Origin of the sequence: Neisseria sp. 23W00296, assembly GCF_044772855.1 — a bacterium.
In the GTDB taxonomy this organism is placed as follows: Bacteria; Pseudomonadota; Gammaproteobacteria; order Burkholderiales; family Neisseriaceae; genus Neisseria.
Genome location: NZ_CP173024.1, coordinates 1,960,874 through 1,986,317 on the forward strand (window position 1 = coordinate 1,960,874; position 25,444 = coordinate 1,986,317).

Sequence of the window (25,444 nt, forward strand, 5' to 3'; positions counted from 1 at the left end):
CATCAAGAATTTACCCGTAATACCAGAAATATTTCTGTTTATGACATTGAGGAATCACAACCAATATTTAAGCATACCGATTGCATAACACTTTAATTAAAGAAACAAACGCTTCCTTATTCAAATCCGGCATGCCTGCAACTACCAAAACCAGCTTCACTTTTCCCGCATATAATGGGAAGAAAGTCAGCTCTGTTTGCCCTGAAGGATCACAAATACCCCATGCATTATGATGGATATTGAGATTGTTTTTTACCAGCAGCTGATGCTTTTCACCTAAAGCGGCAACCTCGCTGGACATCAATCCGACTTCTTCCGCAGTCTCATGATGAAAACCCGCATTGGCAAAATACAGGCCGTTCGCATCGGCCAACAAAGCCTTACCGACACTTGACAATTGAGCCAACAGTTCGGGCAGCTGATCATCCGTCATACTGGACTCTTGGTATACAGGCTGCTCATCTCCATACAAGAACTCAAGTCTTTGCAAACGATAAAGCAAGTTCAACGCAGAATCGGCATCGTCGGTTTCAGCCCATGCCAAAAGATTATCCGTGCTGGCAGTTTCATCACCGGAGGCACGTAGCAAACCGTGCAGCAAAGTTCTGCTTGCACTCGGCACGTTGCTCGAAACAGCATAATAAGCACCCGCAGGTGTCACGCGCGGATATAAATTTGATTGTAAAGAAAGTGTAGAATCCATTTTATGCCTCTAAACCCGGATCAATTGAAAACAACATTGCACTGACCAACTGCTTGACATCTTCTTCTTCGCGCGCATCTACCTCAAACACAGGAACATTAAAATTATGTTGCGCCAAATATTTTTGATAAACATCAATTCCCGGCAAAGAGCGGACGTCCATTTTGGTAATCCCCACTACTAAAGGGGCAGTTTTCAGCAAGTCCTTAAACGCATCCAGAAAAAAAGTTAAGTCTTTTAACGGATTGGCACGAGTATTATCCAGCAACAAAATCAACCCCATACTGCCTTTGCTGAGAATTTCCCACATAAAATTGAAGCGCTCTTGACCCGGTGTGCCATACAGATGCACTTTTACATCTTCATCCAAGCGGATGACACCATAGTCCATTGCCACAGTAGTATGCCCTTTACGCACAAGTGTCATATCTGAAGCACGGGCATCGGTTTTAACCGGGGGATCATCCGACAAAGCTGCAATAGCAGTTGTTTTTCCCACTCCGACAGGGCCGGTAAAAATAATTTTATTCTCTTTCATTCCATTAAATCCTTATTTACCGCCAGATAATTTGCGCATCAAACGCTGCAATAAACCACGAGGCTGATTTTGCGAAGGAGTAACCGCACTTAACGCATCTTTAGACATCTTATTGTCGGGCACATGGGTGTTCACATTCATCGTACCCGATGCCAATTCTTTATTACCCTGAGCCGAGAATTCATTATCTGTTGCCAAATAGCCGGTAACATAGGTAGCAGCAAGATAATTGAGGATGTCGGCCATATCCAAAGGCATAACTTTATAAAGAATATTCAAGTTTACTGATGTCTTAGTCAGAAATGCCGATAAGCGCATAGACTCGGGAACAGGAGCCAACCGTGTCAGATTCGGCCACCTTTTTAAGGTAAACACCGTTTGCGGAGTCATCGGAAATACCAATCTGCCCTGAGCAGTCCAAATAGCCATCTGCCACAGGCAGGACATAATGGTCACTTTGGCTTTCTCTTTCCACTGAGGATTATCAGGAACAGATTTGCATACCACAGCCAAATGATCATCCTGACACATTTTTTCCAATTCTTCGGCACCAACAGTAAGCAAAACTCGCTGGATACTCGGGAATACAATCAAAACCGGCTTCCCACCCACTAAAACAGCAGTGTCCTGCTGGCGCTCACTGGATGCCCTTAACGCACCAAGCAATCCTCTTTGCGGATTAAAACGGCGGATAGTTGTTTTTCTGTTTTGTACACCGGCATTGACAGAAGTCGATTGCACTGCCGCATCAGGTTTCGCCTGTTTGGCTTCGACGACATTCCCTCCCTGCGCCAAACTCCTTAAAATAGGAAACAGCGTATCAAACTTTACCGGCTTGGGTAGATACGGAGCAGTAACGACAGGTTCATGAGCAGAAAAGACAACCACCGGAACATCTTGATAATTTTTTTTGGCCTCATGCCATGCCAGCATCCCCTTGCTGCCATCGACATCTACCAAAACCATATCGGGTTTATGAGCCGAACTCTGATCAACGATTTCATAATTTGTGGTGTTGTGCATTTTAAATGCCATTTTGAACACGGCATTCTGTTGCTCACCCATTTCCTGCAGCATTACCCGTACTGTCTTCACTTTCGGTATTAAATTATCCATTGTTCAGTACTCTTATTTATTGGAATTGCGATGAATACGCTGTTGCAACTGACTGATTGCCAAAACAACTTCTTCCGGCAAATTAGCCTCTTTTTCCCTCAGCAATCTTAAGAATTGTTCCAGCTTAACCCAATCCTCGGAACGCTCGTACAGATCGAACAACATAATGTACAACTGGGACTCTTGCGGATATTTTAAGACGGCCTGTTCCAATGTACCGATAGCCTGATCCAGCTGACCATACATCAACAGAGACTCAACTTCCTTCAAGGCCAACTCGGCAGGCGAAGTGCTTTCGTTCAAAATAGAATCGTTGCGCTGAACCAGTTCGCGGTATTTGACTTTTGATTGACGCGCACTACCTTGAAGATAACCTTGGCGCAAACCGATTTCACGAACCTGCTGTTCGCTTGGAGATTGCTCCAAATTATCAAAAACCTCATGCTGTCCCAAGCTGTAACCCCAGCCCAGCATACGCTCTTTAACCTGCCGCCCGTTAGAACCCAAAGAGTAATACAGCTTCCACAAGTGTTTGGCAAACTCGTTTACATCGGCATGTTGATAATCGAGTTTCAAGGCATCAATAATCAGACCGGCAGGTTTCTCGGCTTTTTGAATGGCTTTATTGTATTGGCGACGGGCAGTTTCATAATCCACTTGGTTTTTCAGAAGCTTGGCGGATTTCTCCGGTTTAACAAAACCGATCACCGCACTCATTTCTTCTTCCGTCATATCACCGACTTCGGCTTTGCCGATAATCAGCGGACTCGGTTTGCTCAAACGTCTGAATTCCTGACCGCTCTGATTCACGGCCACTTCAACAGTCGGAGCAGCAGAACCGCTGTATGTATCGGAATCGGACGACTCCAAACCTGTCTGCTCGCCGATTTGGCGTGCAACTTCCTGCATACCCCAATTCAGCTTCGATTCGGCCAATACGCGCAAGCCCAAATGGTTCGGATCGATTGCCAAACCGGCCTTGACGTATTCGGCCAACTTATTCTGCGGCAGCACGGAAGCATGGCGATCCAGCGTAGCCGACAACAAATCGACATCACCTACATTCAGGCAGAGATTGACCAATTCGACAACCAGTTTCTCTGGCGCATCGCCTTTCATATTATTCAGATAGCCCGCCAACGAAACTGCGGCCTTATCTTCATAGCCGAACTGTTTGTAAACCTGATATTCGGTCAGCGGATCGACTTCCTGTGCCGACACGGACGCGGTGGACAAATCCGTATTTTCGGTATTGTCCCAATCCCAGCTTTGCAGATCGTCATTCGAGGCATCCGACTGAACCGTCCACTCGTCCGGCTCGGCCTGTTCTTCCGCCTGTACTGCGGGGCGGGAGCCGGCATGCCTGCTTTTGGCTTTAGCCTGCACAGCCGACTGCTGTTCCTTCCCTCGCTGTTTGAGCAGGACGATAACCAGCGCAACGACGGCGACAATCCCAAGTATAAGTATGTAATCCAAGAATATCTCCCAATATCTGGCGTATCCAACAAACGGGCAGCATTTTCAAGACTGCGTAAAATTTGTTGTAGATCCGTTAATCCCTTAGCTTTTTATAATAGCATGACTTACAAAAAACCGAACATTTATCCCAATGTTTTACCAAATTAAACACACCGCTTATCTCTCAAAACAACCGACAGACTCGACATGTGCGGTTTGCGAAAACAAATTCATCACGCCTAGCGATTTGAATTTATAACCCTTTTCCACCAACACCGCCGCATCGCGCGCAAAGCTGGCCGGATTGCAGGAAACATACACGACCCTTGCGGGCATTTCAGACGGCCTCAGCGATTTTACCACTTCGTAAGCACCCGCACGCGGCGGGTCGAGCAGCATTTTGTCGGCACCGCGCCAGAAACGGGACAATCCGTCGGCACAAAACAGATCCGCCGTTTCAAACGACGCATTGCCGCAACCGTTCAGCACCGCATTGCGCCGTGCGCGGTCGGTCAGTGCGGGCAGACCTTCCACTCCCGTCACATGCGCACCGCTGCGTGCCAGCGGCAGCGTGAAATTGCCCAATCCGCAAAACAGATCGACCACCCGCTCGCCCGCTGCGGCGACAGCATTTCCACCGCGCGGCGCACCATCACATTGTTCAGCCGCTCGTTGACCTGCGTGAAACTGCCGACATCAAACGGCATTTCCACAGCGAAATCGTCCAGCCGGTAGCTCAAACCGCCCTGCCCCCCATATAAAGGCTCTTCACGATCGCCCGCTTTCCAACTCAGCAGCCAGCCGCTGCCCAACGTTTCCGACAATGCCCGCAAAGCGCCACGCTGCTTTTCAGACGGCCTCTTGTCCGTCAGCAGGCAAAGCGCCGTTTTGCCGCCGCCAACCGCAAATTCAATGCCCCGCAAGATGCCCGCAAACGTTTGCAGCGCTTCTTTCAACAAGGGCAGCACCGCCGACAGATGGCGCGGCAGCACCATGCAGGAAGATATGTCGGCAAGCCGGTTGCTCCTTTTTGCGCGAAACCCGATTTTCAGACGGCCTCCCTCGTCTGCCTGAACGCCGAAACGCCCGCGTTCGCGGTAGTGCCACGGCAAACCGTATACCGGCGCCAGCATCTGCGTGGGGCGCACTCTGCCGATGCGTTCGCACTGCTCCTCAACCGCGCGCTGCTTCATCGCCACCTGCGCGGCAAACTCCACATGCTGCATCGAACAGCCGCCGCATTCGGCATAATGCGGACACGGCGGCGTACGGCGGGATTCAGACGGCCTGAGCACACGCACCGCCTCCGCTTCATCGAAACGCTTCCCCGTGCGCGTCACCCGGCAGAGCACCCGCTCGCCCGGCAGCGCGTCGGTCACAAACACCGCCTTGCCGTCGCGGCGCACGATGCCGCGCCCCTCCGAGTCCCAACCCGACACATCCGCTTCAAACAGCGCCGCCAGTGCACTTTCGTTCCTTTCTGCTTTTGCTGCCACTATTGCCATTTCGCCACGCCCGTTGCGCCCAAACGCACAAAAAGGCGGCATTTTCCCACAAATCGCCGGGGTTTGCGGTATGATGCCGCCCCTCATTATCCTCACTGAAAACAACATCATGAAAAAACTAGGATTCAGTCTGCTCGCACTTGCCGCCGCGCCGGCCTTCGCAAACACCCCCGTTCCCGACGTCGCACCCGTCTCCTCCGGCCACCACGTCGTTATCAATATCCCCCAACAGCGCCTCTTTCTCTACACTGACGGCAAACTGTCGAAAATCTACCCCGTCGCCGTCGGCAAAGCATTAACGCAAACCACCATCGGCGCACACAAAATCGGCGCCAAAGCCTACAACCCCACCTGGCACATCCCCAAATCCATCCAAAAAGAACTGAACAACGGCGTCACCTCCATTCCGCCCGGCCCGAAAAACCCGCTCGGCCCCGTCTTCGTCCGACTGGGCGACCCGAAACTCGGCCTCGGCATCCACGGCACCAACGCCCCCGCCAGCGTACCCGGCGTGCGCAGCCACGGATGCGTGCGCATGAAATCGCCCGACGCCCTGCAATTTGCCAAAACCGTCTCCTCCGGCTCGCCCGCCGACGTTATTTACCAAATGGCATCGCTGAACGTCGACGGCGCGGGCAATCTCTGGCTGGCCGCCTTCCGCGACCCCTATAACAAGAAAAACCTCGACACCGCCGCCCTGCGCAAAAGCATCGCCGCCTGGTCGAAAGCCAACGGCAAAAACGTGTCCGCCAAACAAATCGACGCCGTGCTGAAAAACCGCACCGGCGCGCCCAACTGCCTCACCTGCGGCGGCAAAGGCAAAATCAGCGGCAGCCTGCAATCGCTGGCCTGGCTCTCCGGATCGGGCGCATTGAGCAAACCGAAAGCCGTCAAACCCGCCGCTCCCGCGGTCGACCAAACCCTGCCCGAAGGCAGCGAAATCGAAATCGACGCCGGCGACGACACCCTCAACAACGCCGCCCCCGTCCTGCCCGCCACACCCGTCAAACCCCGCGCCGCCGCGCCTGCCGCCTCCGACGTACCCGACGAAAGCGCAGACGGCAGCGACAACCTGTTCTGACCCGCCGCATCCCGTCAGGCCGTTTGAAAGCCTTGCCCGCAACGGACGGCTTTTCAGACGGCCTCTTTACCGCTCACGGAAACCCGCCATGCCCCGCCCCACCGTTCCCCCGCCCGCAGCCGTCTGTTTCAGCACCCTCGTCACCGTACAGGTCGGCGACCTCAACTACGGCAACCACCTCGCCAACGACGCCGTTTTGAAAATGGCACACGAAGTCCGCCTGCGCTGGCTCGCCTCAATCGGCCTGAGTGAAACCGACATCGGCGGCTGCGGCCTCATCATGAGCGCCGCCGTCGTGCAATACCACAACCAGGCCTTCCACGGCGACGAACTGCGCGCCGATGCCGGCATCGCCGAAACCGCCGCCGCAGGCTTCCGTTTCGACACCGCCATTATCCGCCGCCGCGACGGCCTGCCGATTGCTGCCGTCCAATGCCACATGGCCGCCTTCGACTACGACGCAGGACGCGTCCGCCGCCTGCCGCCCGAATTCCGCCAACGCCTCGCCGCCCTGCCCCGCGCCGACAGCACTGAGGCCGTCTGAAAACTCCGCGCCATGAAAAAAAGCAAACGCATCAAACTGTCCGTGTTTCTGAAACACGCAACCTTCTTTCCCGACACTCCGCCGCGCCAAGCCTGCCGTTTTGTCCGCCGCAAGGCCGATATGCGCTTCGGCGACGGTTTCGTCATGTATTCTTTCCGCCTGCCCAGCTGCCATGCCGCCTTTATCGTTGACGAACAGGCGGGACGCATCAGTGCCGAACAAATCGAAATCCGCCGCCCGCAGAAAATCCGCAGCAAAGCCCTGCGCGCCGTCCTCAACCTGAAAAAGCTGGTGCGCGGCAAATACCGCAAAAACATCGCCGCCCTCTACCGCGCCGACGGTGAAACCGTCGCCTTTCTGAGCAACGGCCTGAACTTCCTACTACCACCGCAGCGGCAAAAAACACCTGCTGTCGCTTATCATCGGCCCGCACGAAGCTTCGCGCGAACTGGTTAGGAACACCATGCAGCCGCTGCCCTTGAAACGAGTATTCGGCAAAATCGGCAAGGCCGTCTGAAAAAACCTGCTTCGCAGGTTTTTTCAGACGGCCTTGCCGTTTCAGACGGCCTTAAATTTTCGGCTGCCGCGCTGCCGTCAGCCACTCTGCTCCCTCCCCTGCGCCAAAGCGCGGGGGAGGGTTGGGGTGGGGGTGGCGGTTCGCAGAACCGCTTGTCCGCCGCCGTATAAACGCTGTTCACTCCCCGCCCCAGCCCTCTACCGTTTATACCCCAACGGGGTACAAGCGGTAGAGGAAACAGGTTTCAGACGGCCTCAACCCGTTTCTCCGATACGGTCAAACAAAACAACAAGGACACGATATGAGTTGGATTTACCTGATTACCGCCGGGCTGCTGGAAATCGGCTGGCCGCTGGGTTTGAAGCTGGCGCAGCAGGAAGGGCGCGCCCTGATCGGCACGCTGGCCGCCGCCGCCTTTATGGCTGGCAGCGGTTTTTGTCTGTTTCTCGCGCAGAAAACGATTCCGATGGGCACGGCCTATGCGGTGTGGACGGGTATCGGCGCGGCGGGCGCGTTTTTGGTCGGCGTGGTGTTTTTCGGCGACGCTTCCACCTTCGGCCGCTGGCTCGGCGCGTTTCTGATTATTTCGGGCGTAGTGGTGATGAAACTGTTGTCGTAAGGCGGCATGAAAAGAAAGAGGCCGTCTGAAACGCTTTCAGACGGCCTCTTTAAACTGTTCTGCTTAGTGCATTACCTGCGCGAGGAACTGTTTGGCACGTTCGCTTTGCGGGTTTTTGAAGAAGGCTTCGGGCGGGGCGTCTTCGACGATTTGGCCGTGGTCGACGAAAATCACGCGGTCGGCCACTTCGCGGGCGAAGCCCATTTCGTGGGTGACGCACATCATGGTCATGCCGCTTTGCGCGAGGTCTTTCATCACTTTGAGCACTTCGCCGACCATTTCCGGGTCGAGGGCGGAGGTGGGTTCGTCGAACAGAAGGACGGCAGGCTCCATCGCCAGGCCGCGGGCGATGGCGACGCGCTGCTGCTGGCCGCCGGAGAGTTCGCCCGGCAGGGCGTCTTTTTTGTGGGCGAGACCGACGCGTTCGAGCAGGGCGAGGGCTTTGGGCACGGCTTCTTCGCGTTTTTGTTTTTTCACCTGCATGGGCGAGAGGATGATGTTTTCCAGCACGGTGAGGTGGGGATAGAGGTTGAAATGCTGGAAGACGAAGCCGACTTCGGTGCGGATTTTGTTGAGGTCGGTTTTCGGGTCGGCGACGTTGATGCCGTCCACCCAGATTTCGCCGCTCTGGATGCTTTCAAGCTGGTTGATGGTGCGGATGAGGGTGGATTTGCCGCTGCCGGAGGGGCCGCAGATGACGACGACTTCGCCCTGTTTCACTTCAAGATTGACGTTGTTGACGACGTGCAGGTCGCCGAAGTGTTTGTTGACGTTTTTCAGTTTGATCATGATGGTTTCCAATGGTTTTTCGATTTCAACTTTACCGGAGTTGCGTTTTCAGACGGCCTTTTTCACCAGATAATTGCTTAATTCGACATATTTTTCCGGCGCGATGTGTTCGGCGCGGTCTTGCGGGTTGATGCCCACGGCCTGCAAGTCTTCGTCGTCCGCCAGCTCTTTGAGGTTGTTACGGATGGTTTTGCGCCGCTGGTGGAAGGCCAGTTTGACCAATTTGGCAAAATGCGCGAAATCCTGCGCCTGTCCGATGCGGTGTTTGAGCGGAATCATGCGCACCACGGCGGAATCGACTTTCGGCGCAGGATCGAACGATTCGGGCGGCACGTCTATCAGCATTTCCATCTCGAAAAAGTATTGCAGCATCACGCCCAAGCGGCCGTAGTCGTTGGTTTTGGGCGCAGCCACCATGCGTTCGACCACTTCTTTTTGCAGCATGAAGTGCATATCGACGACATCGTCGGCAATTTCACTCAGGTGGAACAAAAGCGGCGTGGAAATGTTGTACGGCAGGTTGCCGACGATTTTCTTTTTGCCCGCGATGCTGTTGAAATCAAACTGCAACACGTCGCCCTCGTGTATCACGAGCTTGTCGGCAAACGGCAGGGTTTTCAGACGGCCTACGATGTCGCGGTCGATTTCGATCACGTGCAGGCGGTCGAGCTTTTCCGCCAAGGGCTTGGTAATCGCCGCCAAGCCCGGGCCGATTTCGATCACCGTGTCGCCCGCCTGCGGCCGCACGGCGTTGACGATGTCGGCGATGATGCGCGTATCCTGTAAAAAATTCTGCCCGAAACGCTTTCGGGCTTGGTGTTCTTTCATAGTCGCACGCTTTGGGATAAAGTCGCGCATTGTAGCCCAAACGGCAGAAGGCCGTCTGAAAAGATGGGCTTGCCCCCTCCTCAAACTGTTTTACGAAAGGAATCCGCAATGAAAATCCTGTTACCCGCCCTTATCCTGCCGCTGCCGCTGCTGCTGGCCGCCTGCGCCGCCGACCACTCTTCGGGCGAAAACGGCTTTTACGGCGAAATCAAAGCGGGCGTGGAAACGTCGCACAGGCATTGAGGCAGCTTTGCCCGCTTCGGCGTTTCCCTAGGGTGTGTTGACAATCAGCCTTGCGGCCTGTAACGCCGATACAAAAAGGCCGTCTGAAAACACGTTTTCAGACGGCCTTTCTCTGTGATGGGAATCAGCGGTGGCGCTTGACCTGGCTGCCGATTACGCCGCCCAAAGCGGCGCCGCCGAGAGTCGAGCCGGTGTCGCCGCCGATCAGGTTGCCGGCCACGCCACCGATGACTGCGCCCGCAGCGGTGTTGCGCTGGGTTTGCGACATGCCGTTGCATGCGCTCAGGGACACGGCCAAGGCAACCAGTGCGGCAGTTTTGAGGTAAAACGGTTTCATGGGAGACTCCTTAACTTTAGGGGAAGAAAAAAACGCCATTTGCTACAATGGCGGCGCAAGGATACACAGGCCGCGCGTTGGCGGGTGTGTATCGCGGGTTAATCTTTCCAAAGGTTTGTTATGTCTGCCTACGCCTGGGTTCACATTGCCCATCTGTTTTGCGCCGTTGCCTTTGTCGGCGGCGTGTTCTTTGAAAGCCTGGTTTTGAGCGTGATGCACACGAAATCCGTGTCGCGAGAATCGCGCCGCGAGGTGGAAAAGGCGCTGTCGCGGCGGGCGGTGAAGGTGATGCCGTGGATTGTGGCGGGCGTGTTCGCTTCGGGCATCGGCATGGCCTGCCTGCGCTACCTGCCCAATCTTGCCGATCCGTTTGCCGCATCGTTCAACACCCAGCTTACCCTGAAAATCTGCCTCGCCCTCGGCATCCTGCTGCATTTTGTCGTTGCCGTAAGCAAAATGCGGCGCGGCACGCTGACGAAAAACTGGTCGCGCTACATCCATGCCGCCGTGCTGGCGCAGATGGTTTTGATTGTGCTGCTGGCCAAAACCATGTTTTATTTCGTGTGGTAGTCCGTCTGAAAAACAAAGAAAGGCCGTCTGAAACCCGTTTTCCGGTTTTTCAGACGGCCTCCCCGCTATCCAACCCGGCAGGCGAAACATCATGAGCGTATCCGATACCCGCCCCAAAAACCGCATCATCATCAGCTTTCTCGGCACTATTCTCGACAACGCATACGGCGCTGGGCGCTGGCAGAAATGGCGGCCGAACATCGCCATCCACCAGCACCCCGCCCAACGTTTCGACCGGCTCGAACTCTTTTACAGCGAAAAATTCCGCGAGCTGGCCGAACTTGTCCGCAGCGATTTGGCGCAGGCCGCGCCGCATCTGGCCGTCAGTCTCGTGCCGCTGGAGCTGGCCAATCCCTGGGACTTCGGCGAAGTCTATACCAAGCTGCACGACTGGGCGGCCGCCTACCCCTTCGAAACCGAAGGCGAAGAATATTTCACTCACATCACCACCGGCACCCACGTCGCCCAAATCTGCCTGTTTCTGCTGGTGGAAAGCCGCCGCATCCCCGGCGTTCTCCTGCAAACCGCCCCGCCCAAACGCCAGCGGCACAGCATGGAGCAGGGCGACTTCGGCACCATCGAAATCATCGACCTCGACCTTGCCCGCTACGACGCCATCGCCCGCCGCCTGGCCGCCGAAAGCGACGACGCCGTGCGCTATCTCAAAAGCGGCATCGCCACCCGCAACGCCGATTTCAACCGCATGATTGCCGAAATCGAACAAGTCGCCCTCAACTCCCCCGCCCCCATCCTGCTTTCCGGCCCCACCGGCGCCGGCAAATCCATGCTCGCCCGCCGCATCTACGAAATCAAAAAAGCCCGCCGCCAGCTTTCAGGCAGCTTTGTCGATGTCAACTGCGCCACCCTGCGCGGCGACAGTGCCGCCTCCGCCCTGTTCGGCCACAAAAAAGGCGCCTTCACCGGCGCCGCCGAAAAACGTGAAGGCTACCTCAAAACCGCCGACCGCGGCCTGCTCTTTCTCGACGAAATCGGCGAACTCGGCCTCGACGAACAAGCCATGCTGCTCAAAGCCATCGAAGAAAAACGCTTCTACCCCGTCGGCAGCGACCGCGAAAGCGAAAGCAGCTTCCAACTCATCGCCGGCACCAACCGCGACCTGCGCCGCGAAGCCGCCGCCGGCCGCTTCCGCGAAGACCTGCTCGCCCGCATCAACATCTGGCACTACCGCCTGCCCGCCCTGGCCGAGCGCCGCGAAGACATCGAACCCAATATCGACCACCAGCTCGCCGTCGCCTCGCAAGAACTCGGCCGCGCCACCCGCTTCAACAAAGAAGCCCGCACTGCCTACCTCGCCTACGCCCTCTCCGAGCAAGCCCTCTGGCGCGGCAATTTCCGCGACCTGGCCGCCAGCATCATGCGCCTGGCCACCCTTGCCGGCCACGGCCGTATCCAAAACGGACACGTCGCCGCCGAAATCGAGCGCCTGCAATGGCAGTGGCAGGACGGCCTGCCCGACAGCGTTTTCAGGCAGCCTGAACACCCGTCCGACCCCGCTTTCAGGCTGCCTGCCGACAGCGCAAGGCCGTCTGAAAACCATCCCGCCCTTCCCGACCAATTCCATCCATACGGCCAACCCGAAACCCCCGCCGATCGCATCCGCCGCATTCTCGAAGCCAAAGACCGCAGCTGGGACGACATCGACCGCTTCGACCAGCTCCAACTGGCCGCCGTCGCCGCCGAATGCCGCCGCCACAAAACCCTCGCCGCCGCCGGCCGCATCCTCTACCAAGCCTCCCGCCGCCAACGCGCCAGCCCCAACGACAGCGACCGCCTGCGCAAATACCTGCGCCGATTTGGTTTGGAATGGGCGGATGTGGCGGAGTAAGCGCCGTATGGCAGTTTCTTATGTTCAGAAGGCCTTTACACCGTTCAGGCCGTCTGAAAAACAGTCCCGATGCGGCGGACAAGCCTGTCGTTTAGCAGATAAAAAGCCGCCCGCAACCAATGCCGTTGCGGGCGGCTTTTTATTTCAGACGGCCTCTGTATATCGGCAGAGGCCGTCTGAAAACACAATTTCCACGACATGAAACCCTCATTGCCCCAAGCGGCTCAATGCACTCCCGCCAGTTCGGTTTTGCGGATTTCGTCCACCCAGAAATCGGGGCTGTTTTGCTGTTCGGCAAAGTGGCCGATGCTGGTGAAAACGTGGTCGGAGAAGCCGCCGATGTTGAGGATGTCGGCACGGGCGGGGGCTTGGGCGCGGGTGTAGGGCTGGATGTCGATGCACACCAGTTTGGCCTGCGGGCAGCGGCGTTTGAGGGTTTCCCATTCGCGCAGCATGGCGGTGCCGCCGTGCCAAGTGTTGCCGGTGTCGATCCAGCTTTCGTTGTCGGAAACGAAAATAACCAAATCGACTTGCGCTTTTTCGCGGTTGAGCAGGGCGAGCGGTGCGCTGCACGCGGTGCCACCGCCGCCGGTTGCGGCGAGTTTCTCGGCGTTGGTCATGATGCTGTCGCGCGGGTTGAGCCGCACGTTGACGACGTTTTCTGCAAACGGCAGCACGCGGGCGTGCGGGTTGCCGCGCAGCAGGGCGGCGGCGGTGAGGGCGGCGGCGTCGATGCAGCGGGTTTTGCTTGTCGCGCTGCCGCGGTAGCCGCTGACGGGGCTGTGCATGGAGCCGGAAACGTCGGGGCAGACGATAACGTTGCCGCGCACGGCGGGCACGTTGGCAACGGCGGTTTCCATGGCGTCTTGCAGGGCGTTGCGGATGTCGGCAGGCATGTCGTCGGATGCCGCTTGAAAAGCGGCCAAAAGCTGGAAGGGCAGCACGCGGGCGCGGGCGATGGCGGCTTTGTCGCGCAATTTGGACGCGGCGTCGCGCACGCTGCCTTCGCGCTCGAACACGCCGTGGCGCAGAAAGGTATTGAGATTTTGACGAAGCTGCTGCCACGAGCTGTTGCGGGCGATTTGCGCCCAGGCGGCGGTGTCCAAATCAAGCGCGGTGAGCATTTGGAAGGGTACGTCGGGCAGCTCGCCGCTGCGGTTGCGTTTGTAGGCCTCAAAAGCGCGGGTGAGCGGCGGCAGTGCGGCTTCGTCGCAGGGTTTGCCGATAAGCCATGCGAACCAAGCGGCGCGCCAGGCTTCCTGCGGTTTGGGGTGCACCATTTTGACGATGTCGGCGAGCGACGGCTTGTTGCCGACGGCGGCGTTCAGCAGTTGTTTTTCGTCGGCGGACAAGAGCCACGCCTGCATCAGTTTTTTCGGACGCGAGCCGAAGGATTTGCGGCCTGCCGCGCCGCTGCGGACGATTTGGGCGAAGTTGCGCAGCATTTTGCCGTTGTCGATAACTTGGTCGAAAACGCGGGCGAGCAGGGAAACGTCGCGCTGCGCCAGCACCGCCGCCAGCAGCGCGGGCATATCTTTCATATGGCCGTGCCTGCGGGCGTAAACGGCGGTTTGGGCGAGAAACAGCGGCGATACTTGGTTGGCTGGTTGCAGGGTTTGTTCGAGCTGGTTTTGGGCGGTGGCGTAAAAGGTGTTGTTCAGGCAGCCGGTAGCAGCCAGTTGGGCAAGCTGCTGCTCGGCGGTTTGGGTATAAGCCGCGCCGCCTGCTTCGTTGCGGGTGTCGGCGGGGAGAATGCGGTTTTTCAGGGATTGGAACAAGTTGGCATTAGCCATGGCATTTCCTTTCGTTTTGTTGAGGCCGTCTGAAAACGGCTTTTCAGACGGCCTTGGACGGGGTGGGCGGCCAGTATGGCAAAGCACGGCGGTAAACCGTGTTATCGGCACGGCGAAGGACGCCACTCTTCCAATGGATGCTTTGCCGCATCCGCCCGTTGGACAGTTCGGCTGCAAGGCAGCCTGAAAAATAGAGACGGCAACGGTGCAGCAAGAAATTGGAGAAATATCCGCGCTCTATCCGCTGAGCTACCCTGCCATTGATGGCGGCAGGGGCGGGACTCGAACCCGCGGCCTCGGGCTTATCAGGCTGTAATTCCTCCGGCATCTGCGGTTGCCGACGGCGGCAGCAAGGGGTTGGTGAGATGGTGCTCCCGCTCTACCTGACTGAGCTACCTTCACGCTGCGGCGCAAAGGGCGGGACTCGAACCCGCGACACAGAGATGATTAATGTAATCTCACCGGCATCTGCCTGCCGTGTTGGGTATATAGAAATCCGAATGCCAAGTACGGAACGGTTACGAAAAAATATTTTAAGATATTGAAACAATAGAAAAGATATTTTTAGTCCGCCTGGAAGCAGATTTTCGCCTAATACAATTTTATAGAATTAAAACTAGAAATTTATGCTTTTAAATACGTTAATTCGATATTTTGTGATATGGCAATATCTGCCCGCCACCTGACGAACAACGCAGGCCGTCTGAAAACCGTGCGGCGAAACGGCGCGATCGCAGCCCGTTTCCCGTACAATCCGCCTGTTTTCCACAACGGAGATTCCGCCATGACCCGCATCCCGTCCGTCGCCCTTGCCGCCCTGCTCGCCGCCTGCGCCGCGCCGGAAACTGCGCCGCAAGATACGCCTGCCAAGGCGCAAATTAGCAGCCAACGCGAGCAGTCGCGCACCATTCTGAACCAAGCGGTTGCCCTGTATCAGAACGGCGATTACGCCGCCGCGCTGCCGCTGTTTCGCCAGTCCGCCGCGATGGGCAATCTGAAAGCCCCGCGCTACATCGGCCTGATGTACCTGAACGGCAGCGGCCTGCCGCAAGACCCCGCGCAGGCGTTCGCGCAGTTTCAGGCTGCCGCCGACAAGGGCGACATCACATCGCAATACTGGCTCGGCTGGTGTTATGAAAACGGTAGCGGCACCGCGCAAAACTATGCCCAAGCCCTGCGCTGGTACGCCGTTTCCGCCCAACGCGGCGACCACGTCTCCGCCCCCGCCATGCTGGCGCTGGGCAGAATGCACGAGCAGGGCAAAGGCGTGCCTGCCGACCGCAAAACTGCTTCCGAGTGGTACCGCAAAGCCGCCGACGCGGGCGATGACAAAGTGAAAACCGAAGCACGCGAAGCCTTAGCAAACTTGTGAGAGCGCGACGATTCTGAAGTTGGATTGGCAGTGGGGCGGATAAGGGCGGCGGTACTCGGCGGTTTGCCGTGATGATCGCAATCGCCGTCCGCTGCCCGTTTTGTATGGACAAAGGCCGTCTGAAAAGTCTTTTTGCTTTTCAGACGGCCTTTTGGGGGGTTTTCAGGCTGCCTGAAACCGTTGCGCGCCTTGCTCCCTCCCCTGCGCCCCAGCGCGGGGGAGGGTTGGGGAGGGGGTGGCAGTTTGCAAAACTGCGTTTACCGCTGCCGTTGTCCCGTAAAAATTTTCCCAGCGGCAACCGCCCCTACCCTAGCCCTCCCCCGCAAGCGGGAGAGGGGATGCGCTGGCTGATATGTTTCAGGCTGCCTTATGCGAGCGTAGTTTCGCGGCGAAAAACACCAGTGTCGCCGCTACGGCCAGGGCGCAGCCCATGGCCAGGTGGATGCCGTCGAGCATTTTGGCCTGCGGCGTGGCGGCGGATGAGAGCTGTTCGCCGATATTGGTGGTGCCGACGAAAAACGCTGCGCCCAGTGCGCCGGCAATCGGGTTGATGGTGGTCATAATCGCCGCGCCGTGCGGGTTGAGCTGCTTGGGCAGGGCGTTTAAGCCGTGGGTTTCGCCGGTAACGCAGGCGGATACGGATACCGCCATCAGGGCAAACATCGCCGAGAGCGCGGCGGTTTGCGTGTCGAGCCGCAAAAACAGCCACATTACCGCCAGCGACACCACCATCATCACGGTGGCGGGCAGCACGACAAAGCGCCCACCTTTTTTGTCGAGCAGACGGCCAAACAGCGGCGCGGCGGCGGCCTGCGCGATGCTGGCGGGCAGCAGAATCAGGCCGGTGGCGGTGCCGGTGAGCAGCAGCACTTGCTGGGTGTACATCGGCATCATCAGTTCCAGCCCCAAAAACAAAAACACCGCGCCCGCCAGTATCACCACGCTGTACCGAAACTGCGCGTAGCCGAAGGCGCGCAGGTTCAACAACGGCGTGGCCAGCTGGAACTGCCTGCGGGCAAACCAGCCCACCAGCAACACCGAACCGGCGCTAATCAATACAAACTCGGCCATCGGCAGCGTGGAAAAACTACTGCTGGCGTACACCAGCCCGCCGAAACCGGCGACGGACAGCACCGCCGAGAGCGCGTCGATTTTCGGGCGGGTAACGCGGCTTAGGTTTACGATGAGAAACTTCGCCACCAGCGCCATCGCCGCCAGCATAAACGGCGCGGTAAAGCCAAACAGCACGCGCCAATGGGTGTGGTCGATGATGATGCCCGAGAGCGTCGGCCCCATCGCGGGCGCGGCGGTGAACATCATGGTAATCACGCCCATCGCCGTGCCGCGCCGCTGCGGCGGGTAAATCGACAAAATACCGTTAAACAAGAGCGGCACGAAAAACGCCGCCGACACCGCCTGCACCATCCGCCCGGCCACCAGTACGCCGAAAGTCGGCGCAAAGGCGCATACCAGCGAGCCGGTTAAAAACACCGCCTGCGTCAAAAGCACCATGCGGCGCGTGTCCAGCCATTGGATTACCCCCGCCGTAATCGGCGTAAACGCGCCCATCACCAGCAAAAAACCGGTGGTCAGCCACTGCACCGTGGTTTTGTCCACGCCGAAATCGCGCATAATCGGCGTGAGCGCGACATTGAGCAGCGTGTCGTTGAGATAACCAAAAAACGCGCCGATAAATAATGTGGCAACGATGGTTTTGGCGGGGAAGTCGGGGTGGTCGGCGTGGTATTCGGCGTCGGTTTGTCGGCCGTCTGAATCTGAAGCGTGCATGGCGGTTGACTAAAAATTTGAAAAGGCGGGGATTTTAACATGGGGAGAAGGATGGCTGACTCACCCCGCCGATACCGCATTTTCAGACGGCCTCCGTTCACAACCTACGTTTGGGCAGCGGGTAGTTACCGACGGTTATATGGAAAAGGTCGTCTGAAACCCTGTTTCGGGTTTTCAGACGGCCTTCGGTTTTGCCGCCGCCGTTGTCGGCAATGCTCTGCCTGCGGCGGCGCGTTTTATTTTTTGCTCAGTGTCAGTCCCGTCCAACCGAAGAGGAGGGTGAGCGCGAGGCTGAGGTAGCAGAAGAAGGCGTAGGGCAGGTAGTCGAGGACGGGCACGCCGAGGGCTTGGGCGATGAAGACGCCGCAGACGCTCCACGGCACGAGGGGGTTGATAACGGTGCCGGCGTCTTCCAGTGTGCGCGACAGGTTGCGCGGGTGCAGGCCGAGTTTGTCGTAGACGGGTTTGAAGGTTTCGCCCGCCAGCAGGATGCTCAGGTATTGTTCGCCGATCAGGACGTTGACGCCGACGGAGGTGGCGGCGACGCTGGCGGTGGCGCGTCCGGCGCCAGTGAGGAAGCGGCGGATGCCTTCGAGCAGGCTGGGGATGATGCCGAGGGTGAAGAGGAGGCCGCCGAGGCTCAGGCCGAGAATGACGATGGTTTGGGTGAAGAACATGCTCTCCAAGCCGCCGCGCGAGACGAGGCGGGCGATGCGGTCGAAGCCGTCGCCTTCGAGTTTGAAGCCGCCGTAGAACCAGCTGCCGAGTTTGGCGAGGTCGGGGCTGCTGTGCAGGTAGGTGAGGGCGAGGGCGGCGAGGATGGTGGCGAGCATGGCAACGATGGCGTTGACGCGGCGCACGGCGAGGACGACGAGCAGGGCAAAGGGAATCAGCGAATAGGCGTGAACGAGGCCGGAGGCTTCGAGCTGCTGGCGGAAGATGGCGGTGCTGTTGAGGTTTTCGGCGGCGACGGCGGGCAGCAGCCAGCCGGTGGCGAGGGCGGTGAGCAGCCAGGCAGGCACGGTGGTGTAGGCCATGTTTTTGATGTGTTCGAAGAGGTCGATGCCGACGATGGAGGCGGCGATGCCGGTGGTGTCGGAGAGGGGGGACATTTTGTCGCCGAAAAACGCGCCGGAGACGACGACGCCGGCGGTCATGGCCAAGTCGGCGTGGAAGGCTTCGCCCATGCCGATAAAGGCGACTCCGACGGTGGCGCAGGTGGTGAGGCTGCTGCCGATGCTGATGCCGATAAGGGAGGAGAGGACGAAGGCGGAGAGGTAGAAGTATTGCGGCGAGATAAGGCCGAAGCCGTAGTACATCAGGGTGGGTATCGAGCCGGACATCATCAGGGCGCTGACCATCAGGCCGATGAAGAAGAAGAGGTAGACCGCGCCCATGCTCTGGCTGAGGGCGGCAATCATGCCGCGCTGCATGTCGTCGTATTTGAGGCCGCGCGCGAGGCCGTAGGCAACCAGGGCGGTGATGGCGGCGATGATGGTCATGTGCGGCAGCCAGCTCAGGGAGATGATGCTGTAGCCCATGGCGGCGACGAGGACGGCAGCAACGGCGGTGGCTTCTTTGCGCGGCATGTCGATCAGGGGTTTGAAGGCGAACACGGTTTGGCTCCGTTTGTTTCAGTGTGAACAGCGGCGCATTGTAGCGTATTGACGCAATGTTTACATGATTTAAAGAAAGGCCGTCTGAAAACACGGTTTGTGTTTTTTCAGACGGCCTTTCTGCGCGGCGGACGGCGTTCAGACGGCCTGCAACAGCAGGCGGACGAGGTGTTCGTCTTGCGGCAGGGTGAGTTTGAGGTTGCGCGTGTCGCCTTCGACCAGCAGCGGGCGGATGCCGATGGCTTCGACGGCGGAGGCTTCGTCGGTGATGCCGCCCAAATCGGCGGCGGACAGGGCACGCTGCAATAAGGCCGTCTGAAAAAGCTGGGGGGTTTGCGCCTGCCACAGGGCGGCGCGGGAGACGGTGGCGGCGATGCGGTTGGCGTCGTCGGCACGTTTGAGGGTGTCGGCCACGGGCACGGCGAGGATGCCGCCCTGCTCCGCCGCGCCTGCCTGTTCGATGAGGCGGCTGAGGGAGGCGGCGGGCAGGCAGCAGCGGGCGGCGTCGTGGACAAGGATGCTGTCGTCTGCCGCCGCGATGCCTTGCGAGACCAGTTCGCGCAGGCCGTTGCGCACGGTTTCGGCGCGGGTTTGCCCGCCGACGCGGAAGACGCCGAATTTGGCGGGACTGTCTGTGGAGGCCGTCTGAAAAACGGTGTCGTCGGGCGCGAGGATAACGGCGGTGTAGTCGATTTGCGGGTGGTTTAGAAAGATGTTGACGGTGTGGCGCAACACGGTTTTGCCGTTGATTTCGACATATTGTTTGGGTTTGCCCGCGCCGAAGCGTGCGCCGACGCCGGCGGCGGGGATGAGGGCGATGTGGCGGCTCATGCGCTTTCGTCCTGCGCTTCGGCCGGGTCGGCCTCTTCCGGCTCTTCGGGCTCGGGCGGCGCTTCCTGCGCGGCTTCGGCGGCGGGCTGCCAGATGCAGCGTCCGCCGGTGGCTTGGTTGAGGTCGTCGAGGATGGCGGCGTGGGCAGCCAGTTCGCCAGCGTCGGCGGCAATGACTTTCAGACGGCCTGTACGTTCGGTTTTGGCGGCTTGCCGTGTGGCGGCGGAAGCGGCCTGTTCGTTCGGCGTTTCGCTGCTTTCGCCGACCAGGTCGAACTGTTCGCGGGTCATGGCAAGGTAGACTTCGGCGAGCAGTTCGCAGTCGATGAGTGCGCCGTGGTAGACGCGTTTGCTGCGGTCGATGTCGAGGCGGTTGCACAGGGCGTCGAGGCTGGCTTTCTGGCCGGGGTATTTTTCGCGTGCCATGGCGAGGGTGTCGGTCACTTCGCAGCCGAGTTCTTTGATGGTGGGCAAGCCCATGCGCTCGAATTCCATGTCGAGAAAGCCGACGTCGAAGCGGGCGTTGTGGATGATGAGCTCGGCACCGCGCAGGAAATCGGCGATTTGCGTGCTGACGGCGGAGAATTTGGGCGCGTTTTTTTCTTCGAGCACGTCGAGGGTGATGCCGTGCACCGCCGCCGCTTCGGCGGGGATGTCGCGGTCGGGGTGGATGTAGAGGTGGAGGGTGCTGTCGGTGAGCTGGCGTTTGCGCATTTCGATGCCGGCAAATTCGAGAATGCGGTCGCCGCGGTCGGGGTAGAGGCCGGTGGTTTCGGTGTCGAGGATGATTTGGCGTTCGCGTGCCATGTGTGTTCCTTCAAATAAACGGGCAACCGGTGCGGCTGCGGCCGCGCATTTTACCGCAAGGCCGCCTGTTTGGCTGTTCAGACGGCCTGATTGCCCGAAAATCAGGCAGAAAAGGGACTTTCAGACAAATTTTATTCTTTTGTTTTTCAAACAGATGGAAAAATATTTTATAACAGTAATAATTATCGTTTGATTTGGATGGAAAGTTGGGATAATATGCGATCCATCGAAGCAGACGGATGTTGCCGCAAGCAAGTAAGCACACGCAGGGAGGAAGAAATGTCCGAAACGATGTTCAAGCTCTTTGCCCCGGATATTTTACAGCTGCACCGGCAGATTTTTTCTTCATGGCTGGCTGTATCCCCGGCAAAAGATAACGGCGAACCGGCCGTATTCAGTAGCGTGTACGCCCATATCGACGGCCATTATTATTTCGCTCTGCCCGAACAGTGCCCCGCCCTCGACAGGCAAAACGGTATCGTACTGATTGAAAACGAAAAGGCCGATATCCGCCTGAGCTGGGTCGGTCGCACGCGGGAAGTTTCCTGCAAAGAATGTGTTTACCGCGAAGCCTGCGCCGTATTGCAGCGGCGCTGCGGAGGGGAGGCAGACTTCGACGAAAACTGCCGTCTGTTGGAGCTTGATCCCGAACAGGGTCATTTGAGCATCAGCGGCAAATACGATTCCGCGCTGTCTCCCAATCTTCTGCAACGCGCTCTTTATCCTGCCGCACAACGTGTTCCTGCGGCAGCCTGATGTAAAAGTTTTGGTAGTGGTTTGTGTTCCTTTTGCGCCCCTGTTCTCAGGGGCGATTTTTTTGTACGGCTTTTTTCAGACGGCCTTATCTGTCACAATCAGGCCGTCTGAAAAAGCTTATCCGAATATGCAACTGATCAAATATTTGCAGGCGCAGGGGCTGGGCAGCCGCAAGCAGTGTCTTTGGTTGATTGAAAACGGCTGCGTCGCGGTGAACGGCGAAATTCTCAACGGCGCAAAAACCGAAATTTCGCCCGCCGAAGTCTCTTCTCTGGCAGTTGACGGCGAAGCGGCAACGGTGATCCCCCTGCCTTATTTCTATATCGTGCTCAACAAGCCCGCCGGTTACGAAACCTCGCACAAACCGCGCGATTATCCGAGCGTGTTTTCCCTGTTTCCCGACCAGCTGCGCAATACCGATATGCAGGCTGTCGGGCGTTTGGATGCGGATACGACGGGCGTTCTGCTGATTACCAACGACGGTCAGTTCAACCACCGTCTGACTTCGCCGAAGCACAAAGTCCCCAAGTTGTACCGAGCCGTTTTGAAACACGCGGCGGACGAAGCGTTCTGCCAAACGCTGAAAAACGGCGTGCTGCTGCACGACGACAATGCAACAGTTTCGGCTGCCGATGCCGTGCTCGAAGATCCGCACACGCTGCTGCTGACGATTACCGAAGGCAAATACCATCAGGTCAAACGCATGGCCGCCGCTGCGGGCAACAGAGTGGAAAGCCTGCACCGCCTGCAATTCGGCGAATGGTCGGCGGAGGATTTAGCGGCGGGGGAATGGCATTTTGTTACTCTGTGACAGCGGTTGCGCCGACTGCCGCTTGTCCGCATCCGGCAACCGCTCGTACATCTGCGGTTTGCGCTCCTCGCTGCTGCCGCTAGTATGCGAAGCGTCTGACAGACGTTTGCTTTTTGGCAGACATGTGAGTAAGACGTTTTCCCCGTAATGTGTTTGGCCATCTATACTTCCCCTTGGTATAGATGGTATTTTTTTGCCTGCCGTTTTGGCCGATAGGACAGACAAAACCCCGAAGCGCGTGTCCGCTTCGGGGTTTTGCTGTGGTGGGCAGCTTATTTCATGCCGGGAAATACGCCTTTCATGCTTTTGGCCATACTCATCAGCTTGCGCATATTGTTACCGCTGAACATTTTCATCATTTTTTGCGACTGCTCGAACTGGTTGAGCATTTTGTTCACTTCCTGAACAGTCGTGCCCGCACCTGCGGCGATGCGGCGCTTGCGGCTGGCTTTGATGAGTGCGGGATTGGCACGCTCTTTCGGCGTCATCGAATTGATGATGGCTTCGACGTGTCCCATCGCTTTTTCCGCCGTGCCTTCGGGAATCTGCTGGGACAGGCGGCCGATTTCGCCCGGCATTTTCGACATCAGGTTTTCCAAACCGCCCATATTGCGCATCTGCTGGATTTGCAGTTTGAAATCGTTGAGGTCGAAGCTTTTGCCTTTGCGCAGCTTCTTCGCCATCTCTGCGGCTGCGGCTTCGTCTATGCCTTTTTGCACGTCCTCAACCAAAGTGAGCACGTCGCCCATGCCCAAAATGCGGCTGGCGATGCGGTCGGGGTGGAAGGCTTCGAGGCCGTCGATTTTTTCGCCGACGCCGATGAATTTGATCGGCTTGCCGGTAACCTGGCGCACGGAAAGTGCCGCACCGCCGCGCGAATCACCGTCCATTTTGGTGAGGACGACGCCTGTCAGCGGCAGGGCTTCGTTAAACGCTTGCGCGGTGTTGACGGCGTCTTGGCCGAGCATGGCGTCAACGACAAACAGCGTTTCCGTCGGATGAAGCGCGGCGTGCAGGGCTTTGATTTCGTCCATCATTTCCCGATCGATGGCGAGACGGCCGGCGGTGTCTACCATCAGCACGTCGTAAAAGCCGCGTTTGGCTTGGTTCAGCGCGGCCTGCGCGATTTCGACGGGCTTTTGCGAAGTGTCGGACGGGAAAAAGTCGACCTGCACCTGTTCGGCCAGCAGGCGGAGCTGTTCGATGGCGGCGGGGCGGTAAACGTCGGCAGACACCAGCAGGATTTTTTTCTTTTTGTCCTGCGACTTGATCAGGCGGGCGAGTTTGCCGACGGTGGTGGTTTTGCCCGCGCCCTGCAAACCGGCCATCAGCACCACGGCGGGCGGCGCGACGGACAAATCCAGCCTGCTGTTTTCTTTGCCCATCAACTCGATGAGCGCCTGGTTGACGACGGTAATGAAGGCCTGTTCGGCGGTGAGGTTGTCGGAAATTTCGCGTCCGACGGCTTTTTCTTTCACGGAGGCGACGAAATCGCGCACCACGGGCAGGGCGACGTCGGCTTCCAAAAGGGCGAGGCGCACTTCGCGCAGCGCGGGTTTGATGTTTTCTTCGTTCAGCGTGGCAATGCCGCGAACGTTTTTAAAGACCGAATAAAAGCGGCCGGTCAGATTGTCTAACATGGACTTCCTTCGAGTAAGCTGCCACGCGGACAGTGTAGTTTGATAAAATCGGCGCATTTTACACCAACCCGCGCGTTTGATGGATACGCGCCCAGCCGAAAGAGCGCCATGCCGATTATGCTGATTTGTCTGATGCTTGTTTACGCCGCTTTGGCCGCTTTTGTGTGGTTTTGGCGGCTGAAGAAAAACGCGGACGGCTATCCGCTGGGCAGGGAGCTTGCCGTTCTGGCTGCCGCCCTGCTGCCGCACGGCGCGGCGCTGCTGCTGCCCGTGCTGCACGACCGCATGCTGATTTTGGGTTTCGGCTATGCCACGGCGGTGATTGTATGGCTGATGCTGATGCTGTATCTGGCGGGCAGTTTTTTCTACCGCCTGCGCGGCTTGCAGCTGCTGCTTTATCCCCTGTCGGCCGCGCTGCTGCTGGTTGCCGTTTTGTTTCCCGGCCACTCGGCGGCCTACCGCCTGACCGACTGGCCGTTTATGCTCCACATTGTGTCGTCCCTGCTGGCATACAGCCTGTTCGGCATCACCACGCTGATTGCGGTGCTGATTTTGTGGCTCAGCCGCGATCTGCACAAACACACGCTCTCGCCCGCCCGCTCTTTTCTGCCGCCGCTTTTGAGCTTGGAAAAAATGATGTTTCAGGCGATGTGGGCGGGTTTTGCGCTGTTGACGGCGTCGGTGGTGAGCGGCACATTTTTCTCCGAGGCCGTGTTCGGGCGGCCGTTTACCTTCACCCATAAAAACCTGTTCGGCGTGCTGTCGTGGTTTATTTATGCGGCGCTGCTGCTCAAACGCGCCATGACCGCCTGGCGCGGCAAACGGCCGGCGGTGTGGACGATAGTCGGTTTTGCCAGTCTGATGCTGGCCTACGCGGGCAGCAAGTTTGTGTTGGAAGTGCTGTTGCACCGCTAAATGCCGCCCTGTACGGAAGAGGCCGTCTGAAAAATACTTTTCAGACGGCCTCTCCGTTTCATTTCGCCTTTTTCAGACGGCCTGTACATAAAACAGGCCGTTCTTGTGAAACGGCCTGCCGGTCAAACTTCCTGATTTTATTTGGGATCGCGCCCTGTTTTCTCTATTTCTGTTTATCGGCCTTTGTTTACTTGGCTTTGTGTAGCGCAATGTAATCCATCAGTAGCGCTTATGGCAAGAGTACTTATCGTTGATATTTTAATAAAGGCGCAAAATTGCCGAATTTTATCTTTTTGTAGCGGATTATGCTTCTAAAACCGAATTTGCGTCTGCTTGCCGATTTGTGCTTAAAATACCGTTTAGTCGAATGTAGTTGCAATTTTCTCGCGCAAAGGCCGTCTGAAAACGGAGCTGCAACGAAG

26 protein-coding genes are annotated in these 25,444 nt (G+C 57.7%); 11 read left to right on the forward strand and 15 right to left on the reverse strand.

The features are described from left to right. Positions 1-67 precede the first annotated feature (67 nt). The 6 genes from ACG2K1_RS09775 to ACG2K1_RS09800 all read right to left on the reverse strand — a co-directional run bounded on the left by ACG2K1_RS09775 (position 68) and on the right by ACG2K1_RS09800 (position 5,311). Positions 68-703 carry a hypothetical protein gene (locus tag ACG2K1_RS09775; RefSeq protein WP_036496175.1) on the reverse strand — a complete coding sequence of 212 codons (636 nt, stop codon included), beginning with the start codon at positions 701-703 and terminating at the stop codon, positions 68-70. A 1-nt stretch (position 704) separates the two neighbouring features. After that, positions 705-1,241, reverse strand: coding sequence for an ATP/GTP-binding protein (locus ACG2K1_RS09780; protein WP_009426309.1), 537 nt, complete (start codon positions 1,239-1,241; stop codon positions 705-707). A 12-nt stretch (positions 1,242-1,253) separates the two neighbouring features. Further along, positions 1,254-2,357, reverse strand: a complete 1,104-nt coding sequence (locus ACG2K1_RS09785) for a response regulator (protein WP_395429114.1) — start codon at positions 2,355-2,357, stop codon at positions 1,254-1,256. Positions 2,358-2,369: 12 nt separating this feature from the next. Then, complete coding sequence (locus tag ACG2K1_RS09790; protein WP_395429115.1) at positions 2,370-3,833, reverse strand: tetratricopeptide repeat protein; 1,464 nt, start codon at positions 3,831-3,833, stop codon at positions 2,370-2,372. A gap of 159 nt (positions 3,834-3,992) precedes the next feature. Next, positions 3,993-4,421, reverse strand: a complete 429-nt coding sequence (locus ACG2K1_RS09795; protein ID WP_395429116.1) for a methyltransferase domain-containing protein — start codon at positions 4,419-4,421, stop codon at positions 3,993-3,995. Further along, the gene (locus tag ACG2K1_RS09800; protein ID WP_395429117.1) at positions 4,355-5,311 is read right to left on the reverse strand and encodes a TRAM domain-containing protein; all 957 of its coding nucleotides are present in this window, start codon (positions 5,309-5,311) and stop codon (positions 4,355-4,357) included. Before ACG2K1_RS09800 ends, ACG2K1_RS09795 begins: the two co-directional genes overlap by 67 nt. A 118-nt stretch (positions 5,312-5,429) precedes the next feature. Between ACG2K1_RS09800 and ACG2K1_RS09805 the strand changes: the two genes are divergently transcribed. From ACG2K1_RS09805 to ACG2K1_RS09820, 4 genes are all read left to right on the forward strand, one after another. After that, positions 5,430-6,401, forward strand: a complete 972-nt coding sequence (locus ACG2K1_RS09805; protein WP_094031203.1) for a L,D-transpeptidase — start codon at positions 5,430-5,432, stop codon at positions 6,399-6,401. Positions 6,402-6,489: 88 nt separating this feature from the next. Further along, positions 6,490-6,945, forward strand: coding sequence for an acyl-CoA thioesterase (locus tag ACG2K1_RS09810; RefSeq protein WP_395429118.1), 456 nt, complete (start codon positions 6,490-6,492; stop codon positions 6,943-6,945). A gap of 12 nt (positions 6,946-6,957) precedes the next feature. Next, complete coding sequence (locus ACG2K1_RS09815) at positions 6,958-7,401, forward strand: hypothetical protein (protein ID WP_395429119.1); 444 nt, start codon at positions 6,958-6,960, stop codon at positions 7,399-7,401. Between the two features lie 362 nt (positions 7,402-7,763). After that, on the forward strand, positions 7,764-8,081 hold the full coding sequence (locus ACG2K1_RS09820) for a DMT family transporter (RefSeq protein ID WP_395429120.1): 318 nt from the start codon (positions 7,764-7,766) through the stop codon (positions 8,079-8,081). Between the two features lie 63 nt (positions 8,082-8,144). Here the strand turns inward: ACG2K1_RS09820 and ACG2K1_RS09825 are convergent, their stop codons facing one another. Both ACG2K1_RS09825 and rsmA read right to left on the reverse strand, forming a co-directional pair. Beyond that, on the reverse strand, positions 8,145-8,870 hold the full coding sequence (locus tag ACG2K1_RS09825; protein ID WP_395429121.1) for an amino acid ABC transporter ATP-binding protein: 726 nt from the start codon (positions 8,868-8,870) through the stop codon (positions 8,145-8,147). A 48-nt stretch (positions 8,871-8,918) separates the two neighbouring features. Then, entirely contained in the window at positions 8,919-9,698 is a 780-nt protein-coding gene (gene rsmA / locus ACG2K1_RS09830; RefSeq protein WP_395429122.1) for a 16S rRNA (adenine(1518)-N(6)/adenine(1519)-N(6))-dimethyltransferase RsmA, read from the reverse strand. Positions 9,699-9,806: 108 nt separating this feature from the next. Between rsmA and ACG2K1_RS09835 the strand changes: the two genes are divergently transcribed. Beyond that, positions 9,807-9,941 carry a hypothetical protein gene (locus tag ACG2K1_RS09835; RefSeq protein WP_395429123.1) on the forward strand — a complete coding sequence of 45 codons (135 nt, stop codon included), beginning with the start codon at positions 9,807-9,809 and terminating at the stop codon, positions 9,939-9,941. 124 nt (positions 9,942-10,065) lie between these two features. On the opposite strand, the gene ACG2K1_RS09840 is transcribed toward ACG2K1_RS09835, so the two are convergent. Beyond that, entirely contained in the window at positions 10,066-10,278 is a 213-nt protein-coding gene (locus ACG2K1_RS09840) for a glycine zipper 2TM domain-containing protein (protein WP_036496874.1), read from the reverse strand. 120 nt (positions 10,279-10,398) lie between these two features. Here ACG2K1_RS09840 and ACG2K1_RS09845 point away from each other — a divergent pair, with 120 nt between their 5' ends. Together ACG2K1_RS09845 and rtcR are read left to right on the forward strand one after the other, a co-directional pair. Beyond that, positions 10,399-10,848, forward strand: coding sequence for a CopD family copper resistance protein (locus ACG2K1_RS09845; RefSeq protein WP_009427557.1), 450 nt, complete (start codon positions 10,399-10,401; stop codon positions 10,846-10,848). A 91-nt stretch (positions 10,849-10,939) separates the two neighbouring features. Then, positions 10,940-12,694: an RNA repair transcriptional activator RtcR gene (gene rtcR / locus ACG2K1_RS09850; protein ID WP_395429124.1), complete on the forward strand. Its 1,755-nt coding sequence runs from the start codon at positions 10,940-10,942 to the stop codon at positions 12,692-12,694. Between the two features lie 224 nt (positions 12,695-12,918). On the opposite strand, the gene ACG2K1_RS09855 is transcribed toward rtcR, so the two are convergent. Continuing rightward, complete coding sequence (locus tag ACG2K1_RS09855; protein WP_395429125.1) at positions 12,919-14,487, reverse strand: RNA-binding protein; 1,569 nt, start codon at positions 14,485-14,487, stop codon at positions 12,919-12,921. A 784-nt stretch (positions 14,488-15,271) separates the two neighbouring features. On the opposite strand from ACG2K1_RS09855, the gene ACG2K1_RS09860 reads away from it, so the two are divergent. Beyond that, entirely contained in the window at positions 15,272-15,859 is a 588-nt protein-coding gene (locus ACG2K1_RS09860; RefSeq protein WP_395429126.1) for a tetratricopeptide repeat protein, read from the forward strand. 357 nt (positions 15,860-16,216) lie between these two features. Here the strand turns inward: ACG2K1_RS09860 and ACG2K1_RS09865 are convergent, their stop codons facing one another. From ACG2K1_RS09865 to dnaQ, 4 genes are all read right to left on the reverse strand, one after another. Then, complete coding sequence (locus ACG2K1_RS09865) at positions 16,217-17,647, reverse strand: MFS transporter (protein ID WP_395429127.1); 1,431 nt, start codon at positions 17,645-17,647, stop codon at positions 16,217-16,219. Positions 17,648-17,883: 236 nt separating this feature from the next. Further along, entirely contained in the window at positions 17,884-19,263 is a 1,380-nt protein-coding gene (gene nhaC / locus ACG2K1_RS09870; RefSeq protein ID WP_395429128.1) for a Na+/H+ antiporter NhaC, read from the reverse strand. A gap of 138 nt (positions 19,264-19,401) precedes the next feature. After that, on the reverse strand, positions 19,402-20,094 hold the full coding sequence (gene ispD / locus ACG2K1_RS09875) for a 2-C-methyl-D-erythritol 4-phosphate cytidylyltransferase (RefSeq protein ID WP_395429129.1): 693 nt from the start codon (positions 20,092-20,094) through the stop codon (positions 19,402-19,404). Beyond that, entirely contained in the window at positions 20,091-20,900 is an 810-nt protein-coding gene (gene dnaQ / locus ACG2K1_RS09880) for a DNA polymerase III subunit epsilon (RefSeq protein ID WP_009427547.1), read from the reverse strand. The genes ispD and dnaQ overlap by 4 nt, the downstream gene beginning before the upstream one ends. A 90-nt stretch (positions 20,901-20,990) precedes the next feature. On the opposite strand from dnaQ, the gene ACG2K1_RS09885 reads away from it, so the two are divergent. After that, positions 20,991-21,656, forward strand: a complete 666-nt coding sequence (locus ACG2K1_RS09885) for a hypothetical protein (protein WP_232304422.1) — start codon at positions 20,991-20,993, stop codon at positions 21,654-21,656. A 127-nt stretch (positions 21,657-21,783) separates the two neighbouring features. Beyond that, positions 21,784-22,467: a pseudouridine synthase gene (locus ACG2K1_RS09890; RefSeq protein WP_036496872.1), complete on the forward strand. Its 684-nt coding sequence runs from the start codon at positions 21,784-21,786 to the stop codon at positions 22,465-22,467. 272 nt (positions 22,468-22,739) lie between these two features. Here the strand turns inward: ACG2K1_RS09890 and ffh are convergent, their stop codons facing one another. Then, entirely contained in the window at positions 22,740-24,107 is a 1,368-nt protein-coding gene (ffh, locus tag ACG2K1_RS09895) for a signal recognition particle protein (protein WP_395429130.1), read from the reverse strand. Positions 24,108-24,215: 108 nt separating this feature from the next. Here ffh and ACG2K1_RS09900 point away from each other — a divergent pair, with 108 nt between their 5' ends. Then, a complete protein-coding gene (locus ACG2K1_RS09900; protein WP_009427542.1) occupies positions 24,216-25,022 on the forward strand; it encodes an inner membrane protein YpjD in 807 nt (268 codons plus the stop codon). The last annotated feature ends 422 nt before the right edge of the window (positions 25,023-25,444 follow it).